The following is a 20,478-nucleotide window of genomic DNA, read 5'->3' as shown; positions in this document are numbered from 1 at the left end:
AACACCACCCGCTTCCCGCCCGCCGGTTCGCCACCAGGGCCTGGCCCGATCAACGAGCCGCCGGGCCGGTCCAGCCGGCCTCGACGTGGCCCAGCCGAACGCGCTGGGGGTGGTCCCCGACCGGTACGGACACCGTCTTGCGGCCGGTGGCGAAGTCGATGGCGGTGACCTGGTCGGTGCCGCTCTCGGAGACGACGCAGGACCTGCCGTCACCGCTGACCGTGGCCCAGTACGGCTTGGAGGCGGTGACGAGCGGACCCTCCTGGAGCGTGGCGCGGTCGACGACGGTCGCGTAGTCGTCCATCGTGCCCGCCACGCACAGCTTGCTGCCGTCCGGGCTCATCGCAATGCCGTGGTGGCGCGAGTCGTTGACGAACGTGGTCCGGTCGTCGCTGGTCGCCGGGTTCTTGGGCAGGGTCTTCGTCCGGGTGATCCGGTCGGTGGCCAGGTCGTACTCGAAGAAGCCGTGGAAGAACGACACCTGGAAGTACAGCTTGGACTCGTCCGGCGAGAACACGGCGGGCCGGACGGCGTCGGAGTAGTCCTTCAGCCCGATCGCGTCCAGGCGCTGCCGCATGTCGATGACCTTCACCTGCTGGAACGTGGCCGCGTCCACGACGGTGATGCGCCGGTCGCCCTTGGTCCAGTCCAGCCAGGGGGCGTCGGTCTGGGTGTTCACGTCGCCGATCGACATGTTGTAGATGTACTTGCCGTCGTTGGTGAAGATGTTCTCGTGCGGCTTGTCGCCGGTGCTGAACCTGCCGAGCTGCTCGCCGGTGACGATGTCCAGCACGTGCACGGTGTTCGCGGTGGAGGCGGAGACCGCGACGCGCTTGCCGTCGGGGGAGACGGCCATGTGGTCGGAGCGGTAACCCGACACGCGGAAGCGCCAGTTGACGGCTCCGGTGGCGAGGTCGAGGGAGACCACGTCGGCGAAGCTGGGCCGGGAGACGACGACCGACTTCCCGTCCGGCGTGGAGTACATGTCGTCGACGAACTGGTCGTGCCCCTCGCCGACGCTGTTGCGGATCGCCATGAAGTAGATCCACTTGATCGGGTCGGCGTTGATCTCAGCCATCCGCTGCGCCTTGTCCGGGACGACGTCGAGCCGCCCGACCTTGGCGAAGTCACCGCTGGAGCGGATGACATCGGCGGTGCCGTCCCAGTTGTTGCCGACGAACAGCACTTCGCGCAGGGCCGCGGCGTCGGAGCCCGCCCCGGCCGCGGTCGCGGTCGCGGGGGCGCTGACGGTCAGGGCGAGGGCGGCGGCTACGGCACAGAGGTGCCTGGTTCTGATGGCAGGCATGAGTGCTCTCCTCAAGGGCGGCGGGTGACGTGCGGGCGTACCGGTGACGGGGGCATGCCAAAGGTGGAATCTGAACACGGGGTCGTTCAGAGTTTGACTTACTGGAAAGTAAGGAGCGGGGGGCCTTCTCCACAAGACTGCGTACACGACAAAATGGTGAACTGCCGAGGAGAGGTGGGGAGTTGGCGGGCAGGCTCAGGGCGCCGACCGGCCGTTACGGCGGCAAGTCGGCCGAGGAACGCAAGGCCGAGCGCCGCTGCCGCTTCCTGGACGCCGCGCTGCAACTGTTCGGCGACACCCGCGGCTACCGCGCCACCACCGTCGCGGCCCTCAGCGAGGCGGCGGGCCTGTCGACCCGCCAGTTCTACGAGGAGTTCCGCACCCTGGAGGACGTCCTCGCCGCCCTCCACCTCCAGGTCAACGACTGGGCCGAACAGGCCGTCCTGGCCCGGGCCGCCGCCGCACCGGACGCACCGATCGCCGAGCGGGCCGCCACGATCTTCCAGGCCTACGCCGCCAACGTCACCGCCGACCCGCGCCGCATCCGCATCACCTTCGTCGAGATCATCGGCGTCAGCCCCCGCCTGGAGGCCCAGCGCCTCTCCCGCCGCGCCCGCTGGACCGACCTCATCTGCGCCGAGGCCCACGCGGCGGTCGCCCGCGGCGAGGCCGCCCCACGCGACTACCGCCTCGCCGCGGCGGCCTTCATCGGCAGCGTCAACGGCCTCCTCCACGACTGGAGCGCAGGCGGGGTGGACGCCACCCTGGACGAGGTCGTGGAGGAACTCGTCCGCCAACTCCTGGCCATCCTCCGCCCACCGGGCTGGCGACCGACGTCGCCGTGAGGGCTCCCGGCCCGTGCCCGACGCGCTCCTACTCGTCCCAGGCCTGGATCATCGTCTGCTCGACGATCTTGCCGTCGCGCAGGGACGCCATCGACTCGGCCAGAACGCGTACCCCGTCGGGATACTCGCAGGACTCGCTGAACGCGACGCTGTCGCCGTCGACGACGCAGCGCTCCAGCTTGTGGCTCATGTCGCGGCCGTAGACGTCCTCCAGCAACTCGCCGATCTCGTCACGACCGTGCAGAACCCGGGGGCTGCTCGGCTGGGTGTTGCGGTCCACGACGCGCAGTTCGGCGTCGTCCGCGTACAGCGACAGCAGCGTCGCAGCCGTGTGTTCCTCGATGCCCCGGCGCAGGGCTTCGGTGTCGAAGCCGGGGCGTTGCGCGGTGCCCATGGTGACCTCCTTCGAGGCCCGCGGTCCTCGGGGAGCGGGCCGCGACGGCCTCTCCTTAGAGGCTCCTCCGCCCCGACGGCCTCGGCAAGCGCAGGCGCACCGCTGCGCCTGACGGGTGAGCGCCACCGCCCGGCCGTGTCCGGCACCGGCCCGTCCGCGTTGCTGAAAGCATGATCTCAACACGACGTATCGCTGCCGCCGTCGGTCTGGCCGTCTCGGTCACCGGCCTGGCCGCCCCGCTGGCGAGCGCGGCCGAGGCGGACGCCCAGAACGCCGCGCCGCTCAGCCCGATGAGCATGCTCGACTCGCTCACCGTCAGCGACATCCCCGCGGAGCGCAAGGCCGAGATCCCGCGGCCCTCCGAGCAGTTGAACCAGCTGAACAGAGTCCACGAACTGAACCAGCTGCAGCAGGTCACCGACCTGGCCGCCCCGGTGACCCAACTGCTCCCCGGGATCCAGTAGATCCACCGCGTGATCCACCGAGGGCCGCCCGGAACCCGGGCGGCCCTCGCGCGTCCTCGGCTGGTCGGCCGTCGGCCCCGCCCCGGTGGCGAACACAGCATCGAAGGGCCACTAAGATTGCCGAGACCAGGCAATGTCACGGACGCCGTTTACATGTAAGCATGCGCTTATCAGCACGGTACGACGGGGAGAGGGTGGTGCATGTCAATGGCCTGGTTTCTGGGTCTGGGCATCGCTGGAGTTGTGCTCCTCGTCGCGTCCCTGCTCCTCGACGGGGTCCTGGAGGGGCTGTTCGGCGGCGCCGACGCACTCGACGGCCTGTTCGACGGGTGGCTGTCGCTCCCCGTCATCGCCGGATTCGTCTCCATGCTCGGCTTCGCCGGCGCCATCGCCATGGGCACCACCGGCGTGGGCGCGATCGGCGCCACCGCCGTCGGCGTACCGGCCGGTGCCGCCACCGGCTGGCTCGCGTACCGCGTCAGCCGCGCCCTGATGAGCGACCGGTCGGGTGCCGCCCCGCGCGGCGACGACCTGATCGGCGCCGCGGGCTCGGTGGTCACCGCCATCCCGGCCGACGGCTACGGCGAGATCCTCGTCCACCTGGGCGGGCAGCCGGTGAAACTCGCGGCGAAGTGCCCCGTGGCCGTCGCGCGCGGCGCCGAGGTCTGGGTGGCGGAGACGCTGTCGCAGACCTCGGTCCTCGTGCGCCCGGTGGAACGCTGACCCCGGCCGCGCACTCCTCCACATCGTCATCCATCGCACACCATTCGCCGTCCCCTGGGAAGGCTGAGGGGAAAACCTCATGAGCCCTGTCGTCATCGCCGTGATCGGCGTAGTCGTCCTCCTCGTACTGCTCGGTCTCGTCGTCATCACCCGGTACAAGGTGGCCGGCCCGAGCGAGGCGTTCATCGTCACCGGGCGGCGTGGCAAGACGGCCACCGATCCGGAGACCGGCCGGATCTTCACCGACAACAGCGGCCAGAAGGTCGTCGTCGGCGGCGGCGTGTTCGTCGTGCCGTTCGTGCAGCAGAAATTCACCCTCGACCTCTCCTCGCGGCACATCCCCGTCGCCGTGCGCGGCGCGGTCACCCTGCGCGGGGTCAAGGCCCACCTGGAGGGCGTCGCGATCGTCAAGGTCGGCGGCACCGAGGACTCGATCCGCGCGGCGGCCCAGCGGTTCCTGATGCAGCAGGACGGCATCGTCGGCTTCACCCAGGAGGTGCTGTCGGGCGCGCTGCGCGCGATCGTGGGCCGGATGTCGGTGGAGGACATCATCCGCGACCGGGCCGCCTTCGCCGGGCAGGTCGCCGAGGAGGCCGAGGCCAGCCTCTCCGGGCAGGGCCTCGTCCTCGACGCCTTCCAGATCCAGGACATCTCCACCGAGGGCTCCTACCTGGAGGACCTCGGCCGGCCCGAGGCCGCGCGCGCCAAGCAGGAGGCGGACATCGCCGAGGCGGTGGCCCGGCGGGCGGCGGAGCAGGCCCGCCTGAAGGCCGAGGAGGAAATCGCCGTCGCGCAGCGGACCTTCGCGCTGAAGCAGGCGGAGATCAAGGCCGAGACCGACGAGGCCGCGGCCCGCGCCGCCGCGGCCGGCCCGCTCGCCGAGGCCGCCCGTCAGCAGGAGGTCCTCAGCGAGCAGGAGAAGGTCGCCGAGCGGCAGGCCGCGCTGACCGACCGCGAGCTGGACACCAAGGTCCGCAAGCCCGCCGACGCCGCCCGCTACCAGGCCGAGCAGGAGGCGGAGGCCCGCCGTATCGCGCTGGTCAAGGAGGCCGAGGCGGCGGCCGAGCGGGCCCGGCTGACCGGTGAGGGCGAGAAGGCCCAGCGTGCCGCGCTCGCCGCGGCCGTGCGCATCGAGGGTGAGGCGGAGGCCGCGGCGATCGGCGCGAGGGGCAGCGCCGAGGCCGAGGCGATGCGGCAGAAGGCCGACGCCTTCGCCCAGTACGGCGACGCGGCCGTGCTCCAGATGCTGGTCGAGGTGCTGCCGCAGGTCGTCGCCAAGGCCTCCGAGCCGCTCGGCGCGGTGGACAAGATGACCGTGATCTCGACGGACGGCGCGAGCCAGCTGTCGCGCACGGTCGCCGACAACGTCGCCCAGGGCGTGGAACTGCTCAGCTCCACCACCGGCGTCGACCTCGCCGAGCTGCTCAAGGGCATCACCACCCGCCCCGCCGCCGCACAGCCCGGGACCGCGACCGAGAGCAAGGACAAGGACAAGGACAAGGTGGAGATCACCGACTGACGTCGCACCGCGCACACGAGCCCGGACGGTCCCCGTGACCGTCCGGGCTCAGTCGTCACCGGGCGACCGCTGTCGCGGCACCCGCGTCAGCAGGCGCCGCAGCCGGCCCACCAGATGCGGGCACAGCGGCCCGCCCGGCGCGAGGGACAGCCCCGTCTCCCGGGACATCGCGGTGAAGAACGCCTGTCCCTGACGCGTCTGCGAGGTCGTGGTCCACGCATGGCCCGGATGGCGGGCGAGCAGACCCCGCACCAGCTCACGGCCGAGCCCCTCGCGCTGCCAGGTCTCGTCGATCCAGATGTCCAGGATGCGGCCCGTACGGCACTCCCGGCAGGCGCGGAACGTCAGTCGGCCGATGACGCGGTCGGCGCCGTCGAACAGGACGATCTCGGTCGGCATGCCGGAGACGGACTCGGCGGTGCCGTTCAGCCGTCCCGGCAGGCCCAACCCGGCGCCCGCGGATCCGACCCTCGTACCTGACACACGCGGACCGCCTCTCGGGGAGCTTCGCGGCCTCGCCGTCGAGGTCCGCGAAGGAGAGGCCATCATGGCGCGTCCGTGGGGGAGCGGTGAAGGGGCCGTGCACGGATGCGTCCCGTCGCCGATCGATCACGCGTAGGGTCGAGGACACGCACAGCGGTCGGCGACAGAGAGGTCAGCACCATGGCGCAGCAGGTACGCGGCGTGATCGCACCGGGCAAGGACCAGCCCGTAAGGGTGGAGACGATCGTCGTGCCCGACCCGGGGCCCGGCGAGGCCGTCGTCCGCGTCCAGGCCTGCGGTGTCTGCCACACCGACCTGCACTACAAGCAGGGCGGCATCTCCGACGAGTTCCCCTTCCTGCTCGGCCACGAGGCGGCCGGCGTGGTCGAGGCGGTCGGCGACGACGTCACCGACGTCGCACCCGGCGACTTCGTGATCCTCAACTGGCGTGCGGTGTGCGGCCGTTGCCGGGCCTGCCGGCGCGGTCGCCCCTGGTACTGCTTCGACACCCACAACGCGAAGCAGCGCATGACCCTCACCGACGGCACCGAACTCTCCCCGGCCCTCGGCATCGGCGCCTTCGCCGAGAAGACCCTGGTGGCCGCCGGGCAGTGCACCAAGGTCGACCCGGCCGTCTCCCCGCAGGTCGCCGGCCTGCTGGGCTGTGGTGTGATGGCCGGCCTCGGCGCCGCCCTCAACACCGGCAACGTCGGCCGGGGCGACACGGTCGCCGTCATCGGCTGCGGCGGCGTCGGTGACGCGGCCGTCGCCGGGGCCCGCCTGGCGGGCGCTGCGCAGATCATCGCCGTGGACATCGACGACCGCAAGCTCGACAAGGCCCGCACCGTGGGCGCCACGCACACCGTCAACTCCCGCGACACCGACCCCGTCGAGGCCATCCGCGACCTCACCGGCGGCTTCGGCGCCGACGTCGTCATCGAGGCCGTGGGCCGCCCCGAGACCTACCGACAGGCCTTCTACGCCCGCGACCTCGCCGGCACCGTCGTCCTCGTCGGCGTCCCCACCCCCGAGATGAAGCTCGAACTCCCGCTCCTGGACGTGTTCGGGCGCGGCGGATCCCTGAAGTCCTCCTGGTACGGCGACTGCCTGCCCTCCCGCGACTTCCCCATGCTCGTCGACCTGCACCTCCAGGGCCGCCTGGACCTGGACGCCTTCGTCACCGAGACCATCGAACTCACCGACGTGGAGAAGGCCTTCGAGCGCATGCACCACGGCGACGTCCTGCGCTCGGTGGTGGTGCTGTGATGGGCCCGAGCATCCAACGCCTCGTCACCTCCGGCACGTTCAGCCTCGACGGCGGTACCTGGGACGTCGACAACAACGTGTGGATCGTCGGCGACGACACCGAGGCGATCGTCATCGACGCCGCCCATGACGCCGACGCCATCGCCGCGGCCGTCGGCGACCGGCGGCTGACCGCCATCGTGTGCACCCACGCCCACAACGACCACATCGACGCCGCCCCCGCCCTCGCCGACCGCACCGGCGCCATGATCTGGCTGCACCCCGACGACCTGCCGCTGTGGAAGCAGACCCACCCCGACCGCGACCCCGACGGCCAGCTCGTGGACGGACAGGTGATCGAGGCGGCCGGCGCCGACCTGCGGGTGCTGCACACCCCCGGGCACGCGCCCGGCGCGGTCTGCCTGTACGACCCCGGCCTCGGCGTCGTCTTCACCGGCGACACCCTCTTCCAGGGCGGCCCCGGCGCGACCGGACGGTCTTTCTCGCACTTCCCGACGATCATCGACTCGATCCGCGACCGGCTGCTCACCCTGCCGCCCGGGACGAAGGTCCTCACCGGCCACGGCGACCCCACCACCATCGGCGCCGAGGCCCCGCACCTTCAGGAGTGGATCGGCCGCGGCCACTGACGGCACTTTTCCGGCGGGTCGCCGACCCGCCGGAAAAGCTGACAGAAGATGTCCGGTTTACCGGGGAGGGTGGAACCACCAAGCCGTCACACGGAAGGCCGGACATGTCACAGCCACTCAAGGGCAAGGTCGCACTCGTCGCCGGAGCGACCCGCGGCGCGGGACGCGGCATCGCCGTCGAACTCGGCGCGGCCGGCGCCACCGTCTACGTCACCGGCCGCTCCACCCGCGCCCGGCGCTCCGAGTACGACCGCCCGGAGACCATCGAGGACACCGCCGACCTCGTCACCGAGGCCGGCGGCCACGGCATCGCCGTACCCACCGACCATCTCGAACCCGCACAGGTCCGCGCACTCGTCGAGCGCATCGACACCGAACAGGGCCGCCTCGACGTCCTCGTCAACGACATCTGGGGCGGCGAGAAACTGTTCGCCTGGGACGGCACCGTCTGGGAGCACGACCTCGACAACGGCCTGAGACTGCTCCGGCTCGCCGTCGAGACACACGCCATCACCAGCCACTACGCGCTGCCCCTGCTGCTGCGCCGGCCCGGCGGCCTGGTGGTGGAGATGACCGACGGAACGGCCGACTACAACCGCGACCACTACCGCGTCTCCTTCTTCTACGACCTCGCCAAGGCGTCCGTCCTGCGCATGGCCTTCGCCCTCGGCCACGAACTCGGCCCGCGCGGCGCCACCGCCGTCGCGCTCACCCCGGGCTGGCTGCGCTCGGAGATGATGCTCGACCACTTCGGGGTGCGCGAGGACAACTGGCGCGACGCCCTCACCGAGGTCCCCCACTTCGCCATCTCGGAGACCCCGCGCTACGTCGGCCGCGCCGTCGCCGCCCTCGCCGCCGACCCCGACGTGGCCCGCTTCAACGGCGAGTCCCTCTCCAGCGGGAGCCTGGCCCAGGTGTACGGCTTCACCGACCTCGACGGCAGCCGCCCGGACGCCTGGCGCTACCTGGTCGAGGTCCAGGACACGGGCAAGCCGGCCGACACCACCGGCTACCGCTGAGACGAGGCCGGGTCTGTCACCGGCAGCCGCCAGCGCGCCGAGTGGCCCGGGGGCAGGCCCAGGTCCTCCCGCACCGCCGTGTAGTAGCCCTCACGTCCGGCGCGCTGCCGCGCCAGCAGCGCCTGCCAGGCCTCCGGGTCGCGCCGGCCCTCGCGCACGAACCGCTCCATCTCCATGACCGTCACGACCCAGGCCCGCGCCTCGTCCACCACGGCGACACTGCCCAGCATCAGCAGCGCCTCGCCCGAGGGGTCCCGTCCGTCGTTGGCCCCGGCCAGCAGCGGCTTGGCCTCCTCAAGGGGGAGCGGGTCCGGGTGCGTACCGCAGCCCAGGTGGGCGGCGACCCGGTAGGTCACCGTGACGGTCTTTTTCACCGAGCGCGCGTAGTCGGCGTACACGGCGAGCCGCCGCTCCTCCCACCGTGCCGCCTGCTCCCGCCCGAACCGGGCCTTGTCACTGCGCACGAGCGCCAGGTACGAGCCGAGCGCGCCGATCACGACGCCTATCAGGGCGGGCAGTTGCTGGACGAACTCAGACATGGGTGCACGGTATCTGCCGCGTTGATCTCCGCGGCACTACGGTGCGGTGCATGACGGACATCACGCGCTTCGAGGGGTACGGAGTTCTCGTGACCGGCGCGGCCCGCGGCATCGGCGCGGCCACCGCCCGCCGGCTCGCCGAGGAGGGAGCCCGGGTACTGGTGACGGACGTGGACGAGCCGGAGGCGCAGAGGACGGCGGCGGCCCTGCGCGAACAGGGCCTCGCGGCGCAGGCGTTCGGCTGCGACGTGGGGGACCGCACGTCGGTGGAGGCAGCAGTGGCCCGGGCCGTCGCCGCCTTCGGCTCCCTCGACGTCCTGGTGAACAACGCCTACGGCTGCACCCCCGACGCCCCGCTCTTCGAGGACGAACCCGACGACGTCTGGGCCCGCGACCTCGACCTCACCCTGACCGGCGCCTACCGCTGCAGCCGCGCCGCCCTGCCGCACCTGGTCGCCTCCGGCCGCGGCGCGATCGTCTCCATCGGCTCGGTCAACGGCATCCAGGGCTTCGGCAACCACGCCTACAGTGCCGCCAAGGCCGGCCTCGGCTCCCTCACCCGCACGCTCGCCGGGCATGCCGCGGCCCGCGGGGTCCGCGTCAACCTCGTGGCACCGGGGACCGTGCGCACCACCGCCTGGGCGGGCCGCGAGGGCCGGCTGGACTCGCTCCGCCGGGTCTACCCCCTCGGCCGGGTCGGCGAACCCGAGGACATCGCCGCCGCCGTCGCCTTCCTCGCCTCCCGCGACGCGTCCTGGATCACGGGAACCACGCTGGTCGTCGACGGCGGTGTCACCTCCGTCAACACGGCCTTCACGGGGGCCTGCCCGGTCCCCGGACCGACGGACGGCAGCTGAGGCGAGCGCATCGGCCCCGGGGGTACGCCGGAGTCCCGAACGCCGCCCCCTTCCGGGTGCCGGGTCGAGCCGGACGACCGGGCGGAACTTCACCGTTTCGTCACAGCACGGGCAGTCCTACAACCGATACCCCCGCGCACCGGTCTAGCTCGCAGAAGACCACAGGAGCACCCGACGGAAGGGTTCGGTCATGGGGGACATACGCAGACGGCGCGCCGTCGCACTCGGCATCACCGCAGGACTGGTCGCACCGCTCGGCCTCGCGCTCGGCGCCGCCGCACCGGCGCAGGCCGCGAGCTGTACGACGCAGACCGGGCCGTACCAGAAGAAGGTGGAGAAGTTCCTCGGCCTGCCGGTGGACGGCAAGCAGTCGCCCAGCGACTGCAAGGCCATCCAGGCCTTCCAGACCAAGCACGGCATCAAGCCGAACGCCGGCTACGCGGGCCCCGTCACCTGGGGCGTGATGGACCTGATGCTGAAGCAGAAGGCCGTCGGGAACAAGCCCAACAAGGCCGGCAAGTGCCCGGTGAACAAGGGCCGCATCGCCTGCGTCAACCTCACCCTCCAGCTCAGCTGGATCCAGGACGGCGACAAGCTCGTCTACGGCCCCGTCCCGGTCCGCACCGGCCGCGACGGCAACGAGACCCGCACCGGTCTGAAGAAGATCTACTGGCGGAACATCGACCACGTCTCGACCATTTACGACGTGCCGATGCCCTACGCCCAGTTCTTCGACGGCGGCCAGGCCTTCCACCAGGCCAACGTCAGCATGTGGAACCCGCCCGGTTCCCGCGGCTGCGTCAACATGACCAAGAAGGCCGCCAAGAAGTACTGGTCGCTGCTGAAGAAGGGCGACGACGTCTTCGTGTACGGCCGCAAGCCGGGCACCTGACCGGAGTCGGGCGCCCGGCCCGCGGGCAAACGTCACGCCGGGGCGTCCCCGAAGTCCGGGATCTCCAGCCTCGCCCCGCCCTGCCGCGCCGACTCGTGCGCGATGATGCCCGGCAGGGTGTAGCGGGCGGCGACCCAGGCGTTCACGGGCGGCAGGGTCCGGGTGTTGACCGCGGTCACGAAGTCGTCCGCCAGGAAGTGGTGGCTGCCCTCGTGCCCGTTGTGCAGGTGGTCGAACTCCCGCGGCAGGCGGGCGCGGTCGTGCACCGGGGCCGAGCCGGAGGTGAAGGCGGCCCGCAGGTCCGGCGCGATGTGCTGGAGCGAGGGGTCGTCGGGGGACATCGTGGGCTTGGGCTCCAGCAGCTCGCTGATGTCCTTCACCCCGCTCTTGTCCTGCCACAGGGCCACCGTGGCGAGCTGCTCCATGCTCGCCTCCGTACCGAAGAACCGGAAACGGGACTCGCGGATCTGGCACGGGTAGCCGACCCGCCGGAACTCGTTCGTACGGAACGACCCGCCGCCCGCCACCTCGAACAGCGCGGTGGCGTTGGAGACGTCGTTGTCGAACTGGCTCACCGACCGGTCGAAGACGCCGTCGCCCCGCTCGTCCACCACCCCGATCGCCGACACGCTCACCGCGTGCGTCTGCCAGGCCCCCAGCACCCCGCCCACCGAGTGCGTCGGGTACAGCAGCGGGGGATAGCTGGCGGTCGCCTTCCAGTTCTCGCCGCCGCTGTACTGGTACGCCTCGTAGAACCCCAGATCCATGTCGTGGACGTAGTCGCCCTCGGCGTAGAAGATCCGCCCGAAGGCGCCCTCGGCGATCTGGTTGCGGGCGTGCACGGTGGCCGGGTTGTAGTGGCTGGTCTCGCCCATCATGTACGTCAGGCCGGTCGACTTGACCGTGTCGATGATCGCCGCGATCTCGTCGGTGGCGATGGCCATGGGGACCGCGGAGTAGACGTGCTTGCCCGCGTTGAGGCCCTGGAGGACCAGCGGGCCGTGGGTCCAGCGCTGGGTGAAGATCGCGACCGCGTCGACGGCCGGCGACTCCAGCATCGCCTCGTAGGACGGGAAGGTGCCCGACAGGCTTTCGGCGGCGGCGAGTTGCTCGGCCCGCTCGGGCAGGAGGTCGGTGACGTAGACGTCGCGGACGCCGGGGTGCGCCTGGAACAGCCGGGCGAACTGGCCGGAGAACTGTCCGGCTCCGACGATACCGAGGGAGAACGTCATGAAGAAGGTGCCTTTCACTGGCCGAGGATGAAATTGATCTGTTCGTTGGTTTCGGTCAGGTCGCTCGCCGGGGCGCCGTTGGCGTAGACGTCCTGCATCGCGGGGCGCATCAGGGCGAAGACGTCCGCCGCGTAGTCGGTGACGGGGAAGGAGAAGGTGGTGAAGTTCTTCTTGTCGGTGACCGGTTCGGTGAACGCGGACACGTCGATGCCCTTCTTCTCGTACGCGGCCACGGCGGCCCGCGTGCCCTCGGGGGTCGCGGGGAAGACGATGCCGTAGCCGCCGACGGTCCGTTGGCACGCGTCCGAGGCCAGGTACCGCACCCACTTCTTCGCGCCCTCCTTGTTGCGGGCGTTGCTGGTCACGGAGTCGGCGAGGCCGTTCAGCATGGTGGCCCGCTTGCCGGTCGGGCCGACCGGGGTGACGGCGGTGCCGACCTTCAGGCCCTTGCTGCCGTAGTAGGTGGAGATCATCCAGGCGCCGTCCAGGGAGGTGGCGGCCTTGCCGGAGGCGAGCTGGGCGACGGCCGGGTTGGCGCCGTCGGTGTAGTCGGTGAAGGGCGCCAGGTAGCCCTTCTTCGCCAGGCCGAAGTACCAGTCGATCACCGACTGGAAGGTCGGGTCGTCGTAGCGGTACTCGGAGCCCCAGCGGGCCTTGTCCGTGTAGTGCCAGCCGGCCGAGGCGGTGAACGGGCTCCAGGTGCTCTGGCCGTCGCTGTCGCCCGCGCCGCCGGTGGCCAGCCCGTACACCTTGACGTTGTTCTTGTCGAAGCCCTTCTCGTCGCCGCGCCTGCCGTTCCTGTCGACGGTCAGACGCGCGACGGCCTTCTCGAAGGTGCCGCCGTCCTCGGGGTTCCAGGACAGGTCGTTGAGTTCGGCGGCGGTCAGCCCGGCCTCCTTCACCATCTGCCGGTTGTAGAAGAGGGCGATGGTGTCCCAGTCCTTCGGGGCGCCGTAGCGACGGCCGTCCTGGCCGGTCCAGTTGGCGGCCAGGCCCGGCTGGTAGGCGGAGTCGTCGATGCCCAGGTCGTCCAGCGGCTCCAGCACCTTCAGATCGGCGAACTGGCCGAACTTCTGGATGTGGTCGGTGAAGACGTCCGGTTCGGTGCCCGCGATGAAGCTCGCGGTGAGCTTGGTCCAGTAGTCGGCCCACCCCATCTGCGTGATCTTCACCTTCAGGCCCGGGTTCCGCCGCTCGAAGTCCTTGGCGCAGGCCCGGTAGGCGGGCAGCTGGTTGGCGTCCCACAGCCAGTACGTCACCGTGTTCGCCCCCGATCCGGCCGCGCCCTGCTGCGCGCACCCGGTGGCCAGGGACAGTGCGAGGGCTCCGGCCAGCGCCGTGACGGTACGAAGTCGCATCCCGCTCCCCTTACTTGATGCCCGTGAAGCTGATGGTGCTGACGATGCGGCGCGCGAAGAAGCCGAAGAGCACCAGCATCGGAAGGGCGGCGATGAGCGTGGCCGCCATCAGGCCTGACCAGTCGTAGCCGCTCTGCGGGGTCTGCGCCCGGAAGACGGCCAGCGCCACGGTGAGCACCCGCGAGCTGTCGCTGTAGGAGACCATCAGCGGCCAGAAGTAGTCGTTCCAGGAGGTGATGTACGTCAGCACGCCCAGGGTGAGGACCGGGGTGGACGCCATCGGCAGCATGACCCGGAAGAAGACCCGGATCTTTCCGGCCCCGTCGAGCAGGGCCGCCTCCTCGACCTCCCGGGGCACGTTCATGAAGAACTGCCGCAGGAAGAACACCGCGAACGGCGTCATGAACATCGTCGGCAGGGCCACGCCCAACAGGGAGTCGACCAGGCCGAGTTCCTTGATGAGCACGAAGTTCGGCAGCAGCGTGAAGACGGTCGGCACCATCAGCCCGGCCAGGAACAGGGCGAACACATGGTCCCGGCCGCGCCAGCGCAGCCGGGCGAAGGCGTACGCGGCCATGGCGGAGAAGAGGATCTGGCAGACGGTGATCAGCGTGGACACGATGACGGAATTGATCAGATAGCGCCAGAACCTCAGCCCGCCGCCCGAACCGCCCTGGGCGATCGCCTCCTCGGTGGACTGCAGGCCGAGAGCCCGCTCGAAGCCGCCGAGGGTCGGGTCCACGGGCAGCGGGTCGCCCGGGTTCGCCGCGAGTGCGGCGTTGGAGGACAGCGCGGTGCGCAGGATCCAGTAGAACGGCAGCAGGGTCACGAGCACGATCGCACCCATCGCAGTCCAGGCCAGGACCCGGCCGGGGGAGAGCCTCCGGCGCCGGGCGGGTCGTATCCCGGTGGTCGTCGTCACGGCGGTCATGTCGGTCGCTCCCTTCCGTCAGCCGAGGTCGGTCCGGCCGGCCCGGGTGAGCCGGTACTGGAGGAAGGTGATGGCGCTCAGGACCACGAGCAGGGCCACGGACATCGCGGACGCGTAGCCGAACTGGAAGCGGCCGAAGGCGGCACCGTAGATGTAGAACTGGAGCACGTTGGTGGCGTTCGCCGGTCCGCCGTTGGTCGTCACCGCGACCGTGTCGAACACCTGGAACGAACCGATCACCGTCATGATCAGCACGACCGCGAGGACCGGACGCAGCAGCGGCAGGGTGATCCGCCAGAACATCCGCCACTCGCTCGCGCCGTCCACCCGCCCGGCCTCGTACATGTCGTTCGGGATCGCCTGCAGCCCCGCGAACAGCAGCAGGGCGGTGTAGCCGACATGACGCCACACGTTGATCAGCGCGATCGTCGGGATCGCCCAGGTCTCGTCCGCGAGGAACGGGATCCGGTCGAAGCCGAGCCCGGCGACGATCTCGTTGCCGATGCCGAGCTGGGTGTCCAGGATCCAGAGCCAGACGATGCCCGCGACGACGTTCGACATCAGATACGGGGTGAGCACGACCCCGCGCAGCACCGCCGACTGCGTCAGCCGCTGCAGCAGCACGGCGATGGCGAGCGCCAGGACCGTCTGGACGCCGATGTTGATGGCGACGTACTCGACGGTGACCGTCAACGAGTCCCAGAAGATGGGGTCGCGGACCATCCGCGAGTAGTTGCCCAGGCCCACCCACTCGGGCGGAGTGAGCAGGTTGAAGCGAGTGAAACTCAGGTACACGCCCCGCAGCGTCGGCCAGAGCAGGAAGACCGCGAAGCCCAGCAGGGCCGGTGCGAGGAACAGGGCGGCGAGCCGTCCGTCCCCGCGCATCTCCCGCGACGGAGGGCTGCTGGAGGCGACGGTCATCAGGAGACTCCCTCGGCTGCGGCGGCTCGTCCTCGGGAACTTACTTTTGAGGCGAAAGAATCCACCCGTCAAGTGCCGTGCAACCGTCTTTTCCCGGTCAGGCCCGAGCGCCTACAGTGACCTTGTTGTTTTCGCTGCGAAAAAATTTCGGAGGTCGGAACGATGACCGCAGCCGTCGCCAGCTGGCTTCCGCTGAGCGCGGGCGAGCGCTCGGTGGCGATCGAGGTGCTCGTCGGCGGCCCGCTGTCGCGCACCGAGCTCGCGCGGCGCCTGGACCTGTCGGCCGGCAGTCTCACCCGGCTGACCAAACCGCTCATCGAGTCGGGCCTGCTCGTCGAGGTCCCCGAGGCCGAAGGCCCGGCCGAGGTGCGCCAGGGCCGCCCCTCGCAGCCCCTCGACGTCGTCCCCGAATCCCGCTCCTTCATCGGCTTCAAGGTCACCGACGACATGGTCTACGGCGTCGTCACCACCCTGCGCAGCGACATCGTCGCCCGCCTCGACCGCCCGCTCACCACGCACGACCCGGCCGGGGTCGCCGACCTGCTGGCGGCGATGGCACGCGAGCTCGCGGGCGGCTTCCCCCGGCTCGCCGGCATCGGCATCGGCGTCGGCGGCCGGGTCCAGGACCGGGCGGTCGTGGCGGAGTCGCCGTTCCTGGGCTGGCGGGACATCCCGCTGGCCGCGCTGGTCGAGGAGCGCACCGGCCTGCCCGTGGTGGTGGAGAACGACGTCGCGGCCCTGACCGAGGCCGAGACCTGGTTCGGCTCCGGACGCGGCCTCGACCGCTTCGTGGTCCTCACCATCGGAGCGGGACTCGGCTACAGCCTGGTCCTGGGCGGCAAGCGGGTGCCCTCCGAGGAGGAGGACCGCGGCTTCGGCCGGCACTGGATCATCGACCCGCACGGCCCGCTCACCCCGGACGGTCAACGCGGCAGCGCCGTGTCCCTCCTCACCATCCCCAACATCCGCTACCAGGTGCAGGCCGCCACCGGCCGCGAGCGGAGCTACGCGGAGATCCTGCGGCTGGCCGACGCGGGCGAGCCCATGGCCGCCCGCGTCGTGCGCGAGGCGGGGCGCGCCCTGGGCATCCTGGTCGCACAGATCGCCAACTTCGCCATGCCGCAGCGGATCCTGCTCGCCGGCGAGGGAGTCGGACTGATGGACGTGGCCGGTGACACCGTCGCGGAGACGATCCGCGGCCACCGCCATCCGCTGGCCGCCCCGATCGACCTGGAGACCAGGGTGTCCGACTTTCACGACTGGGCCCGGGGTGCCGCCGTTCTCGCGATCCAGGTGCTGGTGCTGGGAGCGGCCGAAGCCTGAGCGATGCGGGGAATCTTGAGCGGTTCGGTGCGATCGGGAGTGATCAGCAACACGGTCTGAAATGCCCGTATTGTGCGTGATAGCTCACGCGGCCTTCACCTCCGGCGCCGTATGCTTCACACCATGTCCACCAGTGTTGAACCCGTTTCCGTTCGATCGGCTGACGAGGTCAACGAGGAGATCCGGGCGCTGTGGCGCCGGGCAGGCGGGACACTGAGCGTCCAGGAGCGCGAGGAGTACCAACGACTCGTCCTGGAGTGGGCCGCAGCGGCCCCGCAGGCGGAGAACGCGGCCTGACGCTCCCCGGGAGCCGCCGAACTCGAAGACCGCGACCCACGGGCACCCTTCCTTCCGGCGGGTGCCCTTTTCCATGGGCCGGCCGACTCACCCCCACGTCGCCGAGTAGTACTGCTGATACGCCTTGCGGTCCTGCTCCGCGCGGATGAACCGGGTCGCCACCAGAGCGACCAGACTGCCCGCGATCACCAGCAGGCCCGGGCCGACGTTCCGGGGGTCGGCGAGCCGGGACAGCAGCTGCGACCCGTCCGGTACGCCCGTGACCGGGGCCGAGGACCCGGGCGAGGCCGCACCCGGCGCGATCGCGCTCTGCGTGGCGGAAGCGGACGGCTCCGGCGCCGGGTTCTGCTGCCCCGAGCCCTGCTGCGCCGCCCCGATCAACTCGACCCCCAGCTCGGCCATCGCCTTCGTCACCGGCTGGAAGAACGTCGTACCGCCCGTGACGCAGTCCCCGCTGCCGCCCGAGGTCAGCCCGAGCGCGATGCCCTCGGAGAACAACGGGCCGCCGCTGTCCCCGGGTTCGGCGCACACGTTCGTCTCGATCAGGCCGGTCACCGTGCCCTCGGGATAGTTCACCGTCGCGTTCAGTGCCGTCACCGTGCCGTCCCGCAGCCCGGTGGTGCTGCCGCTGCGGAACACCCGCTGACCGACGGCCGGATCGCCCGCACCGGTGATCCGCACCCCTTTCCCGTCGCCGACGGCCACCACGTCGGCGCCGTCCCCCGCCTCGCCGCTCGCATACCGGACGAGGGAGAAGTCGCCGCCGGGGAAGTTCTGCCGGACGGTCTGGCCCACCTGCTGTGCGCCCCGCTCGTCGGCGAACCAGACCGAGCCGTTCGGCCCGCAGTGCCCGGCGGTCAGGATGAACTCACCTTGTCCGTCGGTCACGTTGAAGCCCGCCGAGCAGCGTCCCGCGGTGGACAGGATCGGCTGGGCGCCGTTGAGGCGGGTGGTGAACGTCCCCTCGGTGCGCTCCATCCGCACGAAGCCGCCGATCCCCTCCGCGACCCGCGTCAGCCGGGACCAGTCGGCGGACGAGACCGTGCTGTCCCCGCGCACCACCACCTCGTTGGTCCGGTAGTCCAGCGCCCACGCCGTGCCGGGCACCCGGGGCGCCGACGACAGCGTCGAGGTGGCCGACCGCAGCTCGTTCATGCTGTGCGACACCATCTTCGGCTCGCCGCCCGCCCGGCGTACCCGGTCGGCCGCCTCCTCGTCGGTGACCGCGACGACCGGCCTGCCGTCGGCGCCGACCCAACTGCCCGCCGTACGGGAGGGGCCGAGCCGGGTGACGACACCGGCGGCCGGGTCCATGGCCGACCGCACCGAAGCCCCGGGCGCGGTCGGGCCGCCGGCCGGCTCGCTCGCCACGGCGTGCGTGACCATCACCCCGCCGAGCAGCAGTCCGCCGACGGCCGCCAGTCGTGTCACTCGCCGGACGACCCGTCGTCGTGCGTGCCTCATGCATGGCTCCCGAACCAGAACAGCGCGGTGACAACACCACGGGGCCCTCGCGGAGTTGAGCGCCCGTTCTTCATACGTGGCGCGGGCCGCACACGTTCACCGCAGGCTCGGACTCGGAGATCTTCTCGATCTCGCGGCGCTTCGGCACGCGCGTCACGACACCGTGCGGCACCGCACCGCCCGTGCGGCATCAGTGACAGCTGTGCGGCATGGGCTCCGTGCCCGTCTCCCCGGTCCCGAGGTCGTCGGAGTGGCCGGCGCGGATGCGCGCCCACTGCGCGGTGGGGCGTCCGTCGGTCCGCATGTGTGCCGACTCCCTGTCGACCTGCGGTTGCGGCCAGCCGGAGGGCGAGTCCTCCCACGGCTCCTGGCGCCCGTAGACGGTGAGGTCCATGAGCGCGTAGTTGTAGTCCAGTACCTCCACGCCGCGGCGCGACGTCCAGTAGGTCTCGAAGACCCGGTCGCCCTCCCGCACGTAGCACACGAGGTGCATCAGGCCGAGCCGGCGGCCGACCAGGAGCGCTTCGAGGGAGGGCTGTGCCGAGTACCACGGCATGTCCCAGCCCATGAAGTCGCGATAGCGGACGCTTTCGTCGTAGGACGCCCGGGCGTCGCCCGGGCCGAACGCGGTGTTGCGGCCCTGGCTGAACACCGCGAACGTGATGTCACGGGAGTGCAGGTAGGACAGCTCGCCGACCTGGCCGAGGAAGAGCGTGCAGCCCTCGCACTGCTCGGGCGCGGGCCGGCCGGGCCACCACATGAAGTAATAGGCGATGAGCTGCCGACGCCCTTCGAACGCGTCCAGCAGGGTCACCGGACCGTTCGGTCCGATCAACTCGAGACCGGCATCCACCTCCACCATGGGCAGGCGCCGACGGGCCGCCGCGATCGCGTCGCCCTCGCGGGTATGGGCCTTCTCCCGCACCCGCAGCGCATCCACCTCGGCCTGCCAGGTCTCCCGGTCGACGACCGGCGGCAGCGCAGCGGTGTCGTTGTTCCTCGCCTCGTCGTCGTTCTTCGCGTCATCGTTCACGATGTCTCCTGGATCCAGTCGTGACCGCGCAGGGCGAACGTCGCCCGCCGCACCGGAACCCCGGTCAGTTCTTGCGGCCCACTCCGCCGTACAGTGCCACCTCCGGCGGCTCGCACCCGTCCGGCACACGCTCCGGGCGCCAGCGCGAGCACGGCACCACGCCCGGCTCGAGCAGTTCGAGTCCGTCGAAGAAGCGGGCGACCGCCTCGGGCGTGCGCTGGTGCAGCCGGGGTGTGCCGTGCGCGTTCCAGAACCGTACGGCCTCGTCGACGTCCGGCATCGCCGGGCTGGTCACCGTGTGGGACAGCGCGAGATGGCTGCCGGGCGCCAGCCCCGCCATCAGCCGGCGCACGATCCCGTACGGGTCCTCGTCCTCGCCGATGAAGATGACCACGCCGAGCAGCAGCACCCCCACCGGACGGCTGAGATCGAGGGTGTCGGCGGCGCGTTCGAGGATGGCCTCGACGTTGCGCAGGTCCTCGTCCAGGTGATCGGTGCGGCCCTCGGGGGAGCTGGTGAGCAGCGCCCGGGCGTGGGCCAGGACGAGCGGGTCGTTGTCGACGTAGACGACCCGGCACTCCGGTGCGAGCCGCTGCGCGACCTCGTGCGTGTTGTCCGCGGTGGGCAGGCCGGTCCCGATGTCCAGGAACTGCCGTACTCCGGCCGCCGCGACGAGATGGCGTACGGCTCGCCCGAGGAACAACCGGTCGGCGCGGGCGTACTCGCCGATGGCCGGATGCAGTTCGCGGATCCGGTCACCGGCCACCCGGTCCACCTCGTAGTAGTCTCCGCCGCCCAGCCAGTAGTTCCAGATCCGGGCGGTGTGCGGTCGCAGGGTGTCGATCCGGGTGCTCAGCGCCGCGGCGCTGTTCTGCGCGGCCGGGGGAATGTCCGTCACGGGACGGCTCCTGCGGGGTGCGGGGGCGGATGTCAACGCGCAATCTAGACGGACTTGTTGATGATTGCCGAGGGGTCGGCACCAC

At 71.0% G+C, this 20,478-nt stretch carries 22 protein-coding genes; 11 read left to right on the top strand and 11 right to left on the bottom strand.

Translation table 11 applies throughout. The annotated features are described in order from the left end of the window. Positions 1–49: 49 nt before the first annotated feature. Positions 50–1,306 carry a YncE family protein gene (locus tag ICC28_RS12940; RefSeq protein ID WP_188288641.1) on the bottom strand — a complete coding sequence of 419 codons (1,257 nt, stop codon included), beginning with the start codon at positions 1,304–1,306 and terminating at the stop codon, positions 50–52. A gap of 182 nt (positions 1,307–1,488) precedes the next feature. Here ICC28_RS12940 and ICC28_RS12935 point away from each other — a divergent pair, with 182 nt between their 5' ends. Next, complete coding sequence (locus tag ICC28_RS12935) at positions 1,489–2,151, top strand: TetR/AcrR family transcriptional regulator (protein WP_188288640.1); 663 nt, start codon at positions 1,489–1,491, stop codon at positions 2,149–2,151. A gap of 28 nt (positions 2,152–2,179) precedes the next feature. Here the strand turns inward: ICC28_RS12935 and ICC28_RS12930 are convergent, their stop codons facing one another. After that, positions 2,180–2,545 (bottom strand): nuclear transport factor 2 family protein, encoded by a 366-nt coding sequence (locus ICC28_RS12930; protein ID WP_188288639.1) that lies wholly within the window; start codon positions 2,543–2,545, stop codon positions 2,180–2,182. 170 nt (positions 2,546–2,715) lie between these two features. On the opposite strand from ICC28_RS12930, the gene ICC28_RS12925 reads away from it, so the two are divergent. The 3 genes from ICC28_RS12925 to ICC28_RS12915 all read left to right on the top strand — a co-directional run bounded on the left by ICC28_RS12925 (position 2,716) and on the right by ICC28_RS12915 (position 5,251). Beyond that, on the top strand, positions 2,716–3,009 hold the full coding sequence (locus tag ICC28_RS12925) for a hypothetical protein (protein WP_188288638.1): 294 nt from the start codon (positions 2,716–2,718) through the stop codon (positions 3,007–3,009). A 207-nt stretch (positions 3,010–3,216) separates the two neighbouring features. After that, positions 3,217–3,732 (top strand): hypothetical protein, encoded by a 516-nt coding sequence (locus ICC28_RS12920; protein WP_188288637.1) that lies wholly within the window; start codon positions 3,217–3,219, stop codon positions 3,730–3,732. 79 nt (positions 3,733–3,811) lie between these two features. Further along, positions 3,812–5,251: a flotillin family protein gene (locus ICC28_RS12915; protein ID WP_188288636.1), complete on the top strand. Its 1,440-nt coding sequence runs from the start codon at positions 3,812–3,814 to the stop codon at positions 5,249–5,251. Positions 5,252–5,299: 48 nt separating this feature from the next. On the opposite strand, the gene ICC28_RS12910 is transcribed toward ICC28_RS12915, so the two are convergent. Beyond that, positions 5,300–5,734: a GNAT family N-acetyltransferase gene (locus tag ICC28_RS12910; RefSeq protein WP_188288635.1), complete on the bottom strand. Its 435-nt coding sequence runs from the start codon at positions 5,732–5,734 to the stop codon at positions 5,300–5,302. 180 nt (positions 5,735–5,914) lie between these two features. Here ICC28_RS12910 and ICC28_RS12905 point away from each other — a divergent pair, with 180 nt between their 5' ends. From ICC28_RS12905 to ICC28_RS12895, 3 genes are all read left to right on the top strand, one after another. Beyond that, positions 5,915–7,000, top strand: coding sequence for an S-(hydroxymethyl)mycothiol dehydrogenase (locus ICC28_RS12905; protein ID WP_188288634.1), 1,086 nt, complete (start codon positions 5,915–5,917; stop codon positions 6,998–7,000). Next, entirely contained in the window at positions 7,000–7,629 is a 630-nt protein-coding gene (locus tag ICC28_RS12900; RefSeq protein WP_188288633.1) for an MBL fold metallo-hydrolase, read from the top strand. Before ICC28_RS12905 ends, ICC28_RS12900 begins: the two co-directional genes overlap by 1 nt. Before the next feature lie 104 nt (positions 7,630–7,733). Beyond that, complete coding sequence (locus tag ICC28_RS12895; protein ID WP_188288632.1) at positions 7,734–8,648, top strand: SDR family oxidoreductase; 915 nt, start codon at positions 7,734–7,736, stop codon at positions 8,646–8,648. Here ICC28_RS12895 and ICC28_RS12890 read toward each other — a convergent pair. After that, positions 8,639–9,187, bottom strand: coding sequence for a hypothetical protein (locus ICC28_RS12890; protein ID WP_188288631.1), 549 nt, complete (start codon positions 9,185–9,187; stop codon positions 8,639–8,641). The genes ICC28_RS12895 and ICC28_RS12890 overlap by 10 nt on opposite strands. A 50-nt stretch (positions 9,188–9,237) precedes the next feature. On the opposite strand from ICC28_RS12890, the gene ICC28_RS12885 reads away from it, so the two are divergent. Further along, positions 9,238–10,044, top strand: a complete 807-nt coding sequence (locus tag ICC28_RS12885; RefSeq protein WP_188288630.1) for an SDR family NAD(P)-dependent oxidoreductase — start codon at positions 9,238–9,240, stop codon at positions 10,042–10,044. A gap of 190 nt (positions 10,045–10,234) precedes the next feature. Further along, a complete protein-coding gene (locus tag ICC28_RS12880; RefSeq protein WP_188288629.1) occupies positions 10,235–10,936 on the top strand; it encodes a L,D-transpeptidase family protein in 702 nt (233 codons plus the stop codon). Positions 10,937–10,968: 32 nt separating this feature from the next. On the opposite strand, the gene ICC28_RS12875 is transcribed toward ICC28_RS12880, so the two are convergent. Genes ICC28_RS12875 through ICC28_RS12860 form a run of 4 tightly spaced genes read right to left on the bottom strand, consistent with a single transcriptional unit; the run spans position 10,969 to position 15,378 of the window. Continuing rightward, on the bottom strand, positions 10,969–12,168 hold the full coding sequence (locus ICC28_RS12875; RefSeq protein ID WP_188288725.1) for a Gfo/Idh/MocA family protein: 1,200 nt from the start codon (positions 12,166–12,168) through the stop codon (positions 10,969–10,971). Positions 12,169–12,182: 14 nt separating this feature from the next. Next, complete coding sequence (locus tag ICC28_RS12870; RefSeq protein WP_188288628.1) at positions 12,183–13,526, bottom strand: ABC transporter substrate-binding protein; 1,344 nt, start codon at positions 13,524–13,526, stop codon at positions 12,183–12,185. Positions 13,527–13,536: 10 nt separating this feature from the next. Then, positions 13,537–14,457, bottom strand: a complete 921-nt coding sequence (locus ICC28_RS12865) for a carbohydrate ABC transporter permease (protein ID WP_188288627.1) — start codon at positions 14,455–14,457, stop codon at positions 13,537–13,539. An 18-nt stretch (positions 14,458–14,475) separates the two neighbouring features. Further along, on the bottom strand, positions 14,476–15,378 hold the full coding sequence (locus tag ICC28_RS12860) for a carbohydrate ABC transporter permease (protein ID WP_188288626.1): 903 nt from the start codon (positions 15,376–15,378) through the stop codon (positions 14,476–14,478). Positions 15,379–15,540: 162 nt separating this feature from the next. On the opposite strand from ICC28_RS12860, the gene ICC28_RS12855 reads away from it, so the two are divergent. Both ICC28_RS12855 and ICC28_RS12850 read left to right on the top strand, forming a co-directional pair. After that, positions 15,541–16,701 carry an ROK family transcriptional regulator gene (locus ICC28_RS12855; protein ID WP_188288625.1) on the top strand — a complete coding sequence of 387 codons (1,161 nt, stop codon included), beginning with the start codon at positions 15,541–15,543 and terminating at the stop codon, positions 16,699–16,701. A 111-nt stretch (positions 16,702–16,812) separates the two neighbouring features. Continuing rightward, positions 16,813–16,998, top strand: coding sequence for a hypothetical protein (locus tag ICC28_RS12850; RefSeq protein ID WP_188288624.1), 186 nt, complete (start codon positions 16,813–16,815; stop codon positions 16,996–16,998). Positions 16,999–17,085: 87 nt separating this feature from the next. Here the strand turns inward: ICC28_RS12850 and ICC28_RS12845 are convergent, their stop codons facing one another. The 3 genes from ICC28_RS12845 to ICC28_RS12835 form a co-directional block, all read right to left on the bottom strand. After that, positions 17,086–18,462, bottom strand: coding sequence for a S1 family peptidase (locus tag ICC28_RS12845; RefSeq protein WP_188288623.1), 1,377 nt, complete (start codon positions 18,460–18,462; stop codon positions 17,086–17,088). A 190-nt stretch (positions 18,463–18,652) separates the two neighbouring features. Further along, positions 18,653–19,495 (bottom strand): DUF899 family protein, encoded by an 843-nt coding sequence (locus ICC28_RS12840; protein WP_317454004.1) that lies wholly within the window; start codon positions 19,493–19,495, stop codon positions 18,653–18,655. Between the two features lie 64 nt (positions 19,496–19,559). Beyond that, positions 19,560–20,393, bottom strand: a complete 834-nt coding sequence (locus ICC28_RS12835; protein WP_188288622.1) for an SAM-dependent methyltransferase — start codon at positions 20,391–20,393, stop codon at positions 19,560–19,562. Positions 20,394–20,478 lie beyond the last annotated feature (85 nt).

The organism is Streptomyces sp. TRM68416, from assembly GCF_014596915.1.
Lineage (GTDB): Bacteria > Actinomycetota > Actinomycetes > Streptomycetales > Streptomycetaceae > Streptomyces.
This window is presented reverse-complemented; position numbering and strand designations above follow the sequence as displayed.